Below are 14,249 nucleotides of genomic sequence, written 5' to 3' on the forward strand. Positions count from 1 at the left end.
ACTGACAACGCAGTCAGTGCCCCTCGACAAAGGCTGGCAGATCGCCGTCACCGATTTCGAAGGCGAGGCCAAGCTGACCGGCGACCGCGTCACCGTGCCCAAGCCGGCCAACCCGCGCGTGCCCAACAGCCACGTCGCCGCCCGCCGCAGTGCCGACGGCGCCGTGACGCTGCAGTTCAGCAACACCTGGATCGCCCAGGCGCGCTGGCAGGACGGCCCGCCGCTGGACCTGAATCCCTATCTCGCCGAAGGCACCGTCGAGTTCGACCTGAACGTCGTCGACCTGGCCAAGGGCGGCATGAAGTTCAAGCTCGGCTGCGGCAAGGACTGCGAGCGCAAGGTCCCCTTCCTGTTCGCCGGCCGAGAGCTGGCCGGCAAGGGCAAGCAGCACCTGTCCTTCGCGCTGAAATGCTTCTGGCGCGAGGGCGATGACTTCTCCGCCGTCAACGTGCCTTTCACGCTGGAAGGCACCGGCAGCGGCGAGCTGCAGATCAGCAAGCTGCGCATCAACAAGCGCGGCAAGGCGACGACGGCCTGCCCCGACTACCGCAGCCAGTCCGTCACGCCCGAGCGGCTGCAGGAAGCGTGGGCCGTCGAGTGGTGGCTGCCGCGCCACGAGCAGAAGCTGGCCGAGATCAAGGCCCACCGCGAGGCCGGCCGGCGTGTCGACCTCGTCTTCCTCGGCGACTCGATCACCGAAGGTTGGGAGAGGGACGGCAAGGCGGCATGGGCGGCAAACTTCGCCAAGTACAACGCGGTGGCCCTCGGCTTCGGCGGCGACCGCACCGAGAACCTGCTGTGGCGCCTGCAGCACGGCGAGATCGACGGCATGAGCCCGAAGGCCATCGTCATGATGATCGGCACCAACAACACCGGCGAGCGGCTGGAAGACCCGACCCTCACCGTGGCCGGCATCAAGCGCAATCTGGACGAGATCCGCAAGCGGCAGCCGCAGGCCAAGGTGCTGCTGCTGGCGCTGTTCCCGCGCGACGAGAAGCCCGATGGCCTCCTGCGGCGTCACAACGCAAAGATCAATGCGCTGCTGCCGTCGCTGGCCGATGGCCGCCAGGTCGTCTTCCTTGACATCGGCCGCGCGCTCACGAATGCGGACGGCACGCTGTCCAAAGACATCCTGCCCGACTGGCTGCACCTCAGCCCGCAAGGCTACGAAATCTGGGCCCGCAGCCTCGATACCACTTTGACCCCTTGGCTGACTCCCTGACGGACAAGCCGCAGTACCTCATGACCGCTCTGACCTACTCCAGCCCCTTCCCCGCCGACTTCCTCTTCGGCGTCGCTGCCGCCGCCCCGCAGATCGAGGGCGCCGCCTTCACCGACGGCAAGGGTGAATCCATCTGGGACCGCTTCTGCCGCACGCCCGGCAAGGTGCATGATGACGACACGCTCGACGTCGCCTGCGACCACTACAACCGCTTCGACGACGACTTCGCGCTGATGGCCTCGCTGGGCCTGAAGTACTACCGCCTGTCCCTCGCCTGGCCGCGCATCTACCCCAACGGCGACGGCGCGCTGAACCAGAAGGGGCTGGACTTCTATCACCGCCTGTTCGCCAGCATGAAGAAGCACGGCATCGAGCCGTGGGTCACGCTCTTCCACTGGGACCTGCCGCAGTCGCTGGAAGACCGTGGCGGCTGGACCTCGCGCGTCACCGTCGACGCCTTCGCGACCTACGCCGACACCGTCGTCAAGGCCTTCGGCGGTGTCGTCAAGCACTGGATCACGATGAACGAGATCCGCTGCTTCACGCAGTTGGCCTACGGCTTCGGCACCAAGGCGCCGGGCCGCAAGGAAAGCGCGGCCGTCGTCAACCAGACCTTCCACCACGCGCTGCTCTGCCACGGTCATGGGGTGAGGGCCGTGCGCGAGTTCGGCGGCGCGGGCGCGGTCGTCGGCCTGACCGACAACCTCGACGTCTGCATCCCCGTCACCGAGACGCCGGCCGACATCGCCGCCGCCAAGGCCTGGTTCCTGGAGATGAATGCGCACGTGCTGGGCGCCATGCACGCCGGCCAGTACCCGGCCGACTACCTGGCCCGCGTGGGTGCCGATGCGCCTTCAGTGCTGCCCGGCGACTTCGACCTCATCAGCCTGCCCACCGACCACCTGGGCCTGAACATCTACACCGGGACCTATGTGCGCGCCGGCAAAGACGGTGCGGCCTTCGAGGCCCTGTCACCGCCCGTCAACTACCCGCGCGCCGACAGCCCCTGGCTGCGCCTGGTGCCGCAGTCCATCTACTGGGCCACGCGCCTGGCCGCCGAGTGCTACGGCCACCAGGCGCTCTACATCACCGAGAACGGCTGCGGCTACAACGACGAGCCGGTGGTGAACGGCGAGGTGCTGGACCTGCACCGCCGCGACTTCCTGCGCAACCACCTGCGCGAGGCGCACCGCGCCATCGGCGACGGCGTGCCGCTGAAGGGCTACTTCCTGTGGAGCTTCATCGACAACTACGAATGGGAAGACGGCTACCAGCGCCGCTTCGGCATCGTGCACTGCGACTACGCCACGCAGGTGCGCACACCCAAGCTGTCCTCGCTCTATTACGCCGACATCATTCGCGAGCGTCGCATCCTCTGACATGAAGCGGGCCGAACCAAGCCGCCTATATTCCCTCGCGCCGCAGCGGGCCTCCGCCCCACACGCGGTCTAACGAGGACTATCCAGATGACTGCCTTCCGCCCCCTGCGCCGCCGCCAACTCTTCGCCGCCGCCGCGTTGCCGGCACTGGCTACCGTCTCGCTCGCAGCCACGCCACAGCGCCGAGGCGCGCCGGTCGCGTTGACTTACGAAAGCCCGTTCCCCGACGACTTCGCGTTCGGCGTCGCTGCGGCCTCCGCGCAGCTCGAAGGTGCCGCCTTCGAAGACGGCAAGGGCGAGTCGGTCTGGGACCGCTTCAGCCGCATTCCCGGCAAGGTCCACAACGGCGACACGCCCGACGTCGCCTGCGACCACTACCACCGCTTCGACGAGGACTTCGCCTTGATGGCCTCGCTGGGCTTCAAGAAGTACCGCCTGTCCATCGCCTGGCCGCGCATCTACCCCAACGGCGACGGCGCGCTGAACCAGAAGGGGCTGGACTTCTATCACCGCCTGTTCGCCAGCATGAAGAAGCACGGCATCGAGCCGTGGGTGACGCTCTTCCACTGGGACCTGCCGCAGGCGCTGGAAGACCGCGGCGGCTGGACGTCCCGCATCACCGTCGACGCCTTCGCCCAGTACGCCGACACCGTCGTCAAGGCCTTCGCCAAGGACGTGAAGCACTGGATCACGCTCAACGAGATCGTCTGCTTCACGCTGCTGGGCTACGGCACCGGCACCAAGGCGCCGGGCCGCAAGGAGAGCGCCAAGGTCGTCAACCAGACCTATCACCACGCGCTGCTGTGCCACGGTCATGGGGTGAGGGCCGTGCGCAAGTTTGGCGGCGCGGGCGCCGTCGTGGGCCTGACCGACAACTGCGGCGTCTCCGTGCCCGTGACGGAAACGCCGGCCGACATTGCCGCCGCCAAAGCCTGGTTCATCGACCGCAACGCCCAGGTGCTGGGCGCCATCCATGCCGGCAAGTACACCGCGAATTTCCTGGCGCGCGTGGGCGCCGATGCGCCCGACGTGCAACCGGGCGACTTCGCCCTCATCAGCCTGCCGACCGACTTCCTCGGCCTCAACATCTACAGCGGCACCTTCGTGCGCGCCGCCAAGACGAGTACCGGCTACGAGGCACTGCCTCATCCCGTCAACTACCCGCGCGCCGACAGCACCTGGCTGCGCCTCGTGCCGCAGTCCATCTACTGGGCCACGCGCTTCTGCCACGAGGTCTACGGCCACCCGGCGATCTACATCACCGAGAACGGCTGCGGCTACGACGACGAGCCGGTGGTGAACGGTGAGGTGCTGGACCTGCACCGCCGCGACTACCTGCGCAGCTACCTGCGCGAGGCGCACCGGGCGGTGGCCAACGGCATCCCGCTGAAGGGCTACTTCCTGTGGTCCTTCATCGACAACTACGAATGGGAAGACGGCTACCAGCGCCGCTTCGGCATCGTCCATTGCGACTTTGCGACCCAGGTCCGCACGCCCAAGTTGTCCGCCCGCTATTACTCCGACGTCGTCAAGACAAGAAAGATTCTGTGAACGCCAGCACCCTCCACATGGCGCACGCGGCGCCAGCGGCCAACGAGCGCCTGCCCCTCAAGCAGAAGATCGGCTTCGGCATCGGCTCCATCCTCGACATGTGGGGGCACTGGCTCTACGCGTCGCTGGCCTTCCAGGTGTTCAACATCTTCCTCGGCGTGGCGCCCGGGCTGATCTCGACGGTGCAGGCGATCAAGATCGTCATCGACGCCGGCTCCGACGCCCTCTTCGGCTGGCTCTCCGACAACACCCGCTCACGCTACGGCCGCCGCCGGCCCTTCATCCTCGTCGGCGGCGTCCTCGCCGGCATCGGCCTGCCGCTGATGTTCGCCGTCGGCAAGGGCTGGACCGACATGCAGTACTTCTGGTTCATGTTGGTCAGCATGATCATCTACGTGCCGGTGATGAGCTGCTTCAACATGCCCTGGGTCAGCCTCGGCGCGGAGATGACGCCCGACTACCACGAGCGCACCACCGTGATGGCCGTGCGCAACGCCATTCAGAAGGGCCCCGAGCTGGCGATGTTCTTCGCCGCCCAATTCACGACGCTGTCCTTCTTCCACGATGCGAAGGGCAAGCCCGACATCCTGCGCGGCGCCCAGGTCTACACCGGCATCCTCGGCGCCATCATGGTGGCCGTCTCCATCGCCATCTTCCTGCTGGTGCGTGAGCGGTACTACGAGAAGCTGGTTTCGCACTCGCAGGCGCGCATCCCACTCGCCGACACGCTGTGGCGCACGCTGCGCTGCAAGCCCTTCCGCGCCGTGCTCACCATGTCGCTGGCCTACAGCATCGGCACCGCGATGGTGGGCGCTTTAGGCTACTACGCCACTGTCTATTACGTCTGCAAGGGCGATGTGGTGCTGGCCTCCCAATGGAACACCGCCATGGGCCTGGCCGGCATGGGCTTCGGCTTCGCGGGCATCCCGTTCTTCGCTTGGATCTCGCGGCGCTGGGGCAAGCGCACGGGCCTGGCCGTCGTCTTGACGCTGGCCATCTGCGCCTTCATCGGCGACTGGTGGCTGTACGACCCCGAGCTGCCCGTGCTGCAGCTGTTTGCGTGCGGCTTTGTCGCCTTCACCGGCGCGGGCTTCTGGACGCTGTACACCGCGACCATCGGCGACGTCGTCGACTATGACGAATTGGAGACCGGCCAGCGCCGTGAAGGCTCGTTCTCGGCCTGCCAGTCCTGGATCTCCAAGGTCGGCATCGCGCTGGGCGTGGGCGCGTCGGGTTGGATCCTGCAGTTCACCGGCTTCGATGCGCACATGGAAGGCGCGCAGGCGCCCGAGGCCATCTTCTGGATCCGCATCCTGCTGTCGGGCATCCCGGTCATCGGCCTGGTGCTGGCGCTGATCGCCATCCTGCGCTTCCCGCTGACCGAGGCGCGCATGCTGGAGATCCGCGGCAAGCTCGAGGCGACGCGGGGAACGGTATGAGCATGTCGCGTCGTGTGGCGATGCAAGCGGCACTGGCCGGTGCTGCGGCAAGCCCGGCGTTGGCCGCGCCGCGCTTCGCCGCCGGCATCGAAGGCCAGCGCAAGGCCGACCTGGGCAACGGCACCTACCTGAACCCCATCGTCGCGGGCGACCACGCCGACCCCACCATCCTCAAGGACGGTGCCGACTACTACATGACGTTCTCGTCCTTCCAGTCCTACCCGGGCGCCGTCATCTGGCACTCGCAGGACCTGGTGAACTGGACGCCCATCACCGCCGCGCTGACGCAACCCATCGGCACCGTCTGGGCGATGGACCTCATCAAGCACGCGGGCCGCTTCTACATCTACATCCCCGTGCTGCAAGACGCCGGCACGGGCATCTACGTCACGCACGCCGACGACATCCGCGGCCCCTGGAGCGCGCCCGTCGACCTGAAGGTGCCGGGTTGCATCGACCCCGGCCATGTCGTGGGTGAGGACGGCAAGCGCTACCTCTTCGTCAACGGTGGCCGGCGCATCCGGCTGAAGGACGACGGCCTCGCCACCGACGGCGCGCTGGAGAACAACGCCTGGAAGCCCTGGCAATACCCCAAGGACTGGGTCGTCGAGATGTTCGCGCCCGAGGGCCCCAAGCTGTTCAGGCGCGGCGAATGGTTCTACCTGATCAGCGCCGTCGGCGGCACGGCCGGGCCACCCACCAGCCACATGGTCACCGTGGCTCGCTCGCGCTCCGTGCACGGGCCGTGGCAGGACGCCCCCAACAACCCCATCGTGCGCACGACGAGCGCCAGCGAACCGTGGTGGTCGCGCGGCCATGCCAGCGTCGTCGAAGGGCCGGCGGGGGACTGGTGGATGGTCTATCACGGCTACGAGAACGGTTTCCGCACGCTCGGCCGCCAGGCACTGCTGGAACCCGTCGAGTGGACCAAGGACGGCTGGCTGCGCGCCCGGGGCGGCACGCTGGACAGACCTCTGCCCAAGCCGCGCGGTGGCAAGGCGAGCAAGGCGGGCTTTGCGCTGTCGGACGATTTCTCCAGCGGCAAGCTGGGCCTGCAATGGGCCTTCCACGCGCCCGGGCCGGACGAGGCCAAGCGCCTGCGCTTCGAGGACAAGTCGCTGGTCATCCGCGGCAAGGGCAAGTCCCTGCCCGACTCGTCGCCGCTGACCTGCCAGGCCGGTGACCGCAGCTATGAGGTGAGCGTCGAACTCGAGATCAGCGGTGACGGCCACGGCGGCCTGGCGCTGTTCTACGAGGAGCGCGGCCATGTGGGCCTGGGCTTCAGCACGACGCAGATGCTGACCTATGGCTATGGGCAGGAGCACTCGTGGATGCGCGAAACGCTATCCACAACTGCGGCCACACGCCGCGTCCACATCCAGTTGATCAACCGCGAGAACGTCATCACCTGGCGCTACTCGCATGACGCTGGCAAGACCTGGAAGCAGCACTCCTGGCAGATGGAGGTCTCCGGCCTGCATCACAACGTCTTTGGCGGCTTCGTCAGCCTGCGGCCTGCGCTGTTCAGCGCCGGCGCCGGCGAGGTGCGTGCCCGCAACTTCATCTATCGAGGACTCGCATGACTTCCCGCCGTCAACTGCTCGCCGCAGCCGCCGCCATGCCCCTGGTCGCCCACGCCGCCACCGCCCAACAACGCCGCATCGTGCTGGACCTGACCCAGGCCAAGCAGCCGGTGGATCGCTTCTTCGATCATTGCTTTGGCGCCGACTACCCCGGTACCACCTACCGCCCCGATGCGCTCGCGCAACTGAAGACGGCCGTGGACGAACTGGGCTTTCGCTACCTGCGCTTCCACGCCATCTTCCACGACGTCTTCAAGACGGTGACGCGCGACRCGGCCGGCAAGCTGGTGTTCGATTTCACCGGCATCGACAAGCTCTACGACGCGATGCTGGACCGCCGCATCAAGCCCTTTGTCGAACTGGGCTTCACGCCGCTGGCGCTGAAGACCTCGGACAACAAGATCTTCTACTGGGAAGGCAATACCTCCCACCCCGAGCCGGCCGGCTGGGTGGCGCTCATCGACGCCTTCATCCGCCACCTGCTGGCGCGCTACGGCGCCGCCGAAGTGCACGACTGGTATTTCGAGGTCTGGAACGAGCCCAACCTCGACGGCTTCTGGGAAAAGGCCGATCAAAAGGCCTACTTCGACCTCTACACGCACACCGCCAAGGCGATCAAGGCCGTCAGCCCGCTGCTGCGCGTGGGCGGCCCATCCACCGCCGGCGCGGCCTGGGTGCCCGAGTTCCTGGCCCACGCCAAGGCGACGAACACGCCGGTGGACTTCATCACCACGCACACCTATGGCGTCGATGAAGGCTTCCTGGACGAGTTCGGCAAGGAAGACCGCAAGCTGTCCAAGTCGCCCGACGCCATCGTGGGCGACGTGCGGCGCGTGCGCAAGGAGATCGAAGCCTCGCACCTGCCCGGCCTGCCCCTCTTCTTCACCGAGTGGAGCAGCAGCTACAACCCGCGCGACCTCGTGCACGACAGCTACATGAGCGCGCCCTACGTGCTCACCAAGCTGAAGCAGACCCAAGGGCTGGCCCAGCACATGAGCTACTGGGTCTACAGCGACCTGTTCGAGGAGCCCGGCCTGCCGGACGCGCCCTTCCACGGCGGCTTCGGCCTGATGACGCGGGAGGGCATCCGCAAGCCGGTGTGGTTTGCGTACAAGTACCTCGCCGCGCTGAAGGGCAAGGAGGTGCCGACGAGCGACGCTTCCACGTGGGCAAGCATTGACGGCGACCAAGTGCAGGCGATCGTGTGGGACTGGCGCCAGCCCGACCAGACCGCGAGCAACCGCAGCTATTTCGGCAAGCCGCAGCCGGCCCGGGACGCAGGTAGCGTGGCGGTCGAACTCCGCCACCTCCCGCCCGGCCGCTACACGCTGACGCAGCGCCGCACCGGCTACGAGATCAACGACGCCCACACCGCCTACCTGAAGATGGGCTCGCCCAAGAACCTGGACGCGAAGCAGCTCACCACGCTGCAAGGCCTGACGACCGACAAGCCCGAGGTGCAACGCGAGCTGGTGGTCGGCGCCGCCGGCACTGCCACCGTGAACCTGAAGCTGCGCAGCCACGACGTGGTGCTGCTGAGCCTGAAGAAGGTCGGCGCGTGAAGCGTCGCGAGGCCATCGTCGGGCTGCTGCCGCTGGCGGGCTGCGGTGGTGGTGGTGGCGGCGCATCCGCCGGGCCTTCGCCCGCACCGTCGCCCGTGGCGACACCATCACCCCCACCCCCGGCTCCGCCACCACCGCCCGCTCCCCCGCCGCCGCCCACTACCGGCATGCGCGATCTCACCAGCCTGCAGCTCAGCAAGCTGATGGGCTCGGGCTGGAACCTCGGCAACTCGCTGGAAGCCATCGGCGGCGAGACGGCCTGGGGCAACCCGGCGACGACGCAGCTGCTGATGGACGCCGTCAAGGCTGCCAGCTTCAAGTGCGTGCGCATCCCGGCCTCGTGGAAGCAGTACGCCGACGCCAGCGACAACCTCTCCGCCACCTGGCTGGTCCGCGTGGCCGAGGTGGTGGGCTTCGCGCAGAAGGCCGGCCTCTACGTGATGCTGAACATCCACTGGGACGGTGGCTGGATGCAGCCCACTTTGGCCGCCCAGGCCGTGGCCAACGCGCGCATCACCAAGTTCTGGACGCAGATCGCCAACCACTTCAAGAGCTACGACGACACGCTGCTGTTCGCCGGCACCAACGAGGTCATGGTGGACGGCGACTACGGCACGCCCAAGGCCGAGTACGCCACCGTGCAGAACGGCTTCAACCAGCAGTTCGTCAACGCGGTGCGCGCGACCGGCGGCAACAACGCCGTGCGCCACCTCGTTGTGCAGGGCTTCAACACCAACATCGACCACACCGTCGCCTTCGCCGTCATGCCCACTGACACCACAGCCAACCGGCTGATGATGGAAGTGCACTACTACGACCCCTACAACTTCACGCTCAACGACAAGAGCGCGATCTGGCAATGGGGCGCCGGTGCGACGAGCGCGGCGAACACCGAGACCTGGGCCAACGAGGCCTATGCCGACGCGCAGTTCCAGAAGATAAAGACCGCCTTCGTCGACAAGGGCATTCCCGTCATCCTGGGCGAGTTCTGCGCGACGCGCCGCACCGAGTACGCGGGCACCGAGCCCTACCGACTCGCCTGGAACAAGTACGTCGCCCGCGCCGCCTGGACGCGCGGCGCCGTGCCCGTCTACTGGGACGCCGGCGCCGCCACCGAGAACCACAGCTCCGGCCTGTTCAACCGCACGAGCGGCGCGCAGGTCTACCCCGACATCATCAAGGCCCTGGTCGACGCGGCGAGCTGAGCCGCTGCGACCGAACACGCACACAGGATTCGTGGCGCTGCCGGACAAGGCGGCGCCCGTACCCCGGCGCAGGCACCCGACATGAGGTGCCGCGCCACCACCAGCCCCCTCAGGAGACAAACCCATGAGATCGAAAGTCTGGACAAGCCTGTGCGCCGCGGCGCTCGCCCTCGCCGGCAGCGCCACCGCCGTTGCGCAAACCTGCACGGCCACGGCCATCAACCCCTACGTGAAGGTCGGCAGCGGCAGTTGGACCAACACGGCCACCGCCACCGTCGCCGCCGGCACGGCCTTCTCGTTCGGCCCCCAGCCCACCTCGGGCGGCAGCTGGGCCTGGAGCGGCTGCGGCAGCAGCGGCACCGCCCGCCAGCAGAACCTCACGGCCAAGGCCAGCTGCACCGCCACGGCCACCTACACCAACAGCTGCGGTGCCAAGAGCACGCGGGCCTTCACGATCACCGTGCCCGGCATGCGTGACCTGACCAGCCTGCAACTGAGCAAGCTGATGGGCGCTGGCTGGAACCTCGGCAACTCGCTGGAAGCCATCGGCGGCGAAACCGCCTGGGGCAACCCCGCCGCCAACCAGGCGCTGTTCACCGCCATCAAGGCCGCCGGCTTCAAGACCGTGCGCATCCCCGTGTCGTGGAAGCAGTACGCCGACGTCAACGACAACATCAGCGCCACGTGGATGAGCCGCGTCACCCAGGTCGTCAACTACGCCAGGACCGCCGGCCTCGTCACCATCATCAACGTGCACTGGGACGGCGGCTGGATGCAGCCCACCTATGCGAACCAGTCGCTGGCCAACGCCCGCATCACCAAGTTCTGGACGCAGATCGCCAACAACTTCAAGGGCTATGACGACACGCTGCTGTTCGCCGGCACCAACGAGGTCATGAAGGACGGCGACTACGGCACGCCGACGGTCGAGTACTACACGGTGCAGAACGGCTTCAACCAGACCTTCGTCAACGCCGTGCGCGCCACTGGCGGCGGCAACCTGGCCCGCCACCTGGTCGTGCAGGGCTTCAACACCAATATCGACCACACGGTGAACTTCGCGACCGTGCCGAATGACTCGGCGACCAAGCGCCTGATGATGGAGGTCCACTTCTACGACCCCTACAACTTCACGCTCAACGAGAGCAGCACGATCTGGCAATGGGGCGCCGCTGCCACGAGTGCAGCCAACACCGAGACCTGGGCCAACGAGTCCTTCGTGGACGCGCAGTTCCAGAAGATGAAGACCCGCTTCGTCGACGCCGGCATCCCCGTCATCCTGGGTGAGTTCGGCGTCATCCGCCGCACGGAGTTCTCGGGCTCGGACACCTATCGCAGCAACTGGACGAAGTACGTCGCGCGCTCGGCCTGGACGCATGGCGCCATCCCCGTCTGGTGGGACGCCGGCTCGCCCAACGCCAACCACAGCATGGGGCTGTTCGACCGCAGCAGCGGCGCGCAGGTGCATGGTGGCCTCATCAGCACCATCGTTAACGCGGCGAAGTAAACCGTGCATCGGCCGGCGCTCTTCACAAAGCGCCGGCCTTTTCGAAGAACAGAACATCCATGAAGCTCATCGCCACTCTCGTGCTCGCCCTCGCCTCGCTGGCCGCCCAGGCCGCCCCCTGGCGCGAAGTCAGCAGCCCCGACCTGGCCCGCGAGATGGCGCCCGGCTGGAATCTCGGCAACTCGCTGGAAGCCATCGGCGGCGAGACCGCCTGGGGCAATGCGCGCACGACCCAGCCGCTCATCCAGGCCGTGAAGGCCGCCGGCTTCAAGTCCATCCGCATCCCGCTGGCGTGGAAGCAATACACCGACGCGCACGGCCGCATCAAGGCCGACTGGCTGGCCCGCGTCACCGAGGTGGTGGGCTGGGCACGCGAGGCCGGTCTCGTCGTCATGATCAACATCCACTGGGACGGCGGCTGGATGCAGCCCACGGCCAAGCACCAGGACGAGGTCAACAAGCGCCTGGCGACCTACTGGACGCAGATCGCCGAGCACTTCAAGGACCACGACGAAGGCCTGCTGTTCGCCGGCACCAACGAGGTCATGGTCGAGGGCGACTACAGCAAGCCCAAGGCCGAGTACGTGAAGGCCCAGAACAGCTTCAACCAGACCTTCGTCACCGCCGTGCGCGCCACCGGTGGCCACAACCCGCGCCGGCATCTGGTCGTGCAGGGCTTCAATACCAACATCGACCACACGGTGGCTTTCGCCGTGCTGCCGCAGGACCCCACGCCCGGCCGGCTGATGATGGAAGTCCACTACTACGACCCCTACGAGTTCACCTTGCAAAACGAAGGCAAGGTCTGGCAATGGGGCCGCATCGCGGCTGACCGCAAGCTCACCGCCCCCTGGGGCGGCGAGAGCCACGCCGACAAGCAGTTCGACAGGATGAAGACACACTTCGTCGCCAAGGGCGTGCCCGTCATCCTGGGCGAGTACGGCGTCGTCACGCGCCCTGCCCAGGCCGGCGCCGCGCGCTACCGCGCCTACTGGAACGCCTACATCACCCGCGCCGCCCATGAGCGCGGCATCGTGCCGGTCTACTGGGACAACGGCGTCTATGGCAAGAAGGAAGGCTTCGCCGTCTTCGACCGCGCGACCGGCCAGGTGCTGGATGCCGAGTTGCTGGCGGCCATCGTCGGGGCGGTAGGCCCGCGCTGAAGGTCGCCAGGGCAGGTCAGATGTAACAACTGAGCCTCGGCGGCGCCTTTTGCTGCGCTATCAGGTGTACCCATCTGCAAAGAGGAAACACCCGATGAACCCGACGAGATACCTCCGCCTGCCCGCGGCCGCACTGGCGTTGCTGGTCGCCTCGACAGCCCAGGCCCAGTACGGCGACGCCTATCACGCGCCCGACCGCCTGAAGCTGCAACAGATGGCCGGCCAACGCGCCCGCCAGCAGGCCGACGAGCACCGTGCGCGGATCAGTGCCGCCGGCAGCAGGCCCGCGCCCGCGCCGCTCATCAACTTCGGCGCCAGCAGTTCGACCTGGGCGGATACCAGCCGCATGGAAGCCCAGGGCCAGGCCGCGGCGCGCATCGACGCCCGCGAGCGGGCCTTCCAGGCCAAGTTGCAGCGCATGGACACTTTGATTGCGCAGCGCGGCCTGCAACGCCGCGTGGAGGACTACGAAGGGCTCATGGCCGCCGCCATCGACGCCGGCCACGATGCCTACTGGGCCAGCCGCACCATCGGCGCCAGCCGCGCCGATTTCGCCGAGCGCCTGGCGCACGAGCAGCAGAAGGCCGCCGCCGGCGCCTTCAGCGGCAGCACGCGCGCCAGCTGCCAGGGCGACTGCAGCGAGACGCTGCGCGTGGCCGGCGGCCACAGCTACGAGGGCCAGACACTGAACGGCCTGCCGCACGGCAATGGCATCCTGGCCTACAGCGACGGCACGCGCCTGCGCGCCCAGTGGACGGCGGGCCGCGCGGGCGGGCCGATCCGCCTGCAATACCCCAGCGGCAACGTCTACGAGGGCGGCTTCGATGGCAGCCACTTCAGCGGCGCCGGCCGTCACATCTTCAAGGACGGCGGCGTCGACAGCGGGCTGTTCACTGCCGGCAAGCTGGACGGCCCGGCCGAGCGCCTGATCATCGGCAGCACCGGCTCGCGCGAACTGCGCCGCGGCCGCTACAAGGTCGGCGTGCCGGTGGGCGTGCACGAGAGCAGCTTCGAGAACAGCAAGCGCAAGCGCGTCGTCGAGGACTTCGACAACCCCGCCGCCAGCCGCGCCGAATGGGTCGATGGCAAGGTCTTCGTCGGCGTGCTGGACAACGGCGTGCCGGTCACGGGCACGCTGACCTATGCCGACGGCAGCACTTTCACCGGCGTGTTCCATGCCAACGGCGTGCCGCGTACGGGGCTGTTCAGCAGTGCCAGCGGCGCGTCCCAGTACGGCCACTACAACGAGGCGGCCAAGCGGCACGGCTATGTCGCGTTGACCTACACCGATGGCAGCGCCGCCGAGATCATGCACAACAACGACGCCTGGGCCGGCCCCATCCTGCGCACGCAGCCCAATGGTGATGTGCTGACCGGCATCACCACGCGACCGGGCTTCAGGGTCTGGGGCGTGCTGCGCGCCAACGGCGCCGATGCCGCGGCCGCGCGGCCGGCGGCCTTGACCGAGAAGGGTGAGCTCGTCATGCTGCCCGAGGCCGACCACGCCGCAGCGCGGGAAGCGGCCCAGGCCACAGCGCAGCTCATCACGGCCGAGCGGGAGAAGCTGCGCAAGCTGCTGGGCGCGTGAACGTCCACCCCTGCCCTCATCAGCGCCATCGTCAACGCCGCCAAGTGAGG

General features: G+C 67.6%; 10 protein-coding genes. All 10 read left to right on the forward strand.

The window, feature by feature from the left end:
• The first annotated feature begins 16 nt into the window (after positions 1–16).
• The 10 genes from ACXRVZ_RS10655 (at position 17) to ACXRVZ_RS10700 (ending at position 14,199) form a co-directional block, all read left to right on the forward strand.
• A complete protein-coding gene (locus ACXRVZ_RS10655) occupies positions 17–1,222 on the forward strand; it encodes a GDSL-type esterase/lipase family protein (protein ID WP_457419250.1) in 1,206 nt (401 codons plus the stop codon).
• Between the two features lie 20 nt (positions 1,223–1,242).
• The gene (locus ACXRVZ_RS10660) at positions 1,243–2,601 is read left to right on the forward strand and encodes a GH1 family beta-glucosidase (RefSeq protein ID WP_458232407.1); all 1,359 of its coding nucleotides are present in this window, start codon (positions 1,243–1,245) and stop codon (positions 2,599–2,601) included.
• Positions 2,602–2,688: 87 nt separating this feature from the next.
• Positions 2,689–4,152 (forward strand): GH1 family beta-glucosidase, encoded by a 1,464-nt coding sequence (locus tag ACXRVZ_RS10665; RefSeq protein WP_457419254.1) that lies wholly within the window; start codon positions 2,689–2,691, stop codon positions 4,150–4,152.
• Positions 4,149–5,591 carry an MFS transporter gene (locus tag ACXRVZ_RS10670; RefSeq protein ID WP_457419256.1) on the forward strand — a complete coding sequence of 481 codons (1,443 nt, stop codon included), beginning with the start codon at positions 4,149–4,151 and terminating at the stop codon, positions 5,589–5,591. The genes ACXRVZ_RS10665 and ACXRVZ_RS10670 overlap by 4 nt, the downstream gene beginning before the upstream one ends.
• Complete coding sequence (locus ACXRVZ_RS10675) at positions 5,588–7,174, forward strand: family 43 glycosylhydrolase (protein ID WP_458232408.1); 1,587 nt, start codon at positions 5,588–5,590, stop codon at positions 7,172–7,174. The genes ACXRVZ_RS10670 and ACXRVZ_RS10675 overlap by 4 nt, the downstream gene beginning before the upstream one ends.
• Positions 7,171–8,736 (forward strand): GH39 family glycosyl hydrolase, encoded by a 1,566-nt coding sequence (locus tag ACXRVZ_RS10680; protein ID WP_458232409.1) that lies wholly within the window; start codon positions 7,171–7,173, stop codon positions 8,734–8,736. The genes ACXRVZ_RS10675 and ACXRVZ_RS10680 overlap by 4 nt, the downstream gene beginning before the upstream one ends.
• On the forward strand, positions 8,733–9,941 hold the full coding sequence (locus tag ACXRVZ_RS10685; protein WP_457419260.1) for a glycoside hydrolase family 5 protein: 1,209 nt from the start codon (positions 8,733–8,735) through the stop codon (positions 9,939–9,941). Before ACXRVZ_RS10680 ends, ACXRVZ_RS10685 begins: the two co-directional genes overlap by 4 nt.
• Before the next feature lie 124 nt (positions 9,942–10,065).
• Positions 10,066–11,448 carry a glycoside hydrolase family 5 protein gene (locus ACXRVZ_RS10690; protein ID WP_457419262.1) on the forward strand — a complete coding sequence of 461 codons (1,383 nt, stop codon included), beginning with the start codon at positions 10,066–10,068 and terminating at the stop codon, positions 11,446–11,448.
• A 59-nt stretch (positions 11,449–11,507) separates the two neighbouring features.
• Positions 11,508–12,611: a glycoside hydrolase family 5 protein gene (locus tag ACXRVZ_RS10695; RefSeq protein WP_457419264.1), complete on the forward strand. Its 1,104-nt coding sequence runs from the start codon at positions 11,508–11,510 to the stop codon at positions 12,609–12,611.
• Between the two features lie 94 nt (positions 12,612–12,705).
• Entirely contained in the window at positions 12,706–14,199 is a 1,494-nt protein-coding gene (locus ACXRVZ_RS10700) for a hypothetical protein (RefSeq protein WP_457419266.1), read from the forward strand.
• The last annotated feature ends 50 nt before the right edge of the window (positions 14,200–14,249 follow it).

It is taken from the genome of Roseateles sp. P5_E8, from assembly GCF_054177665.1.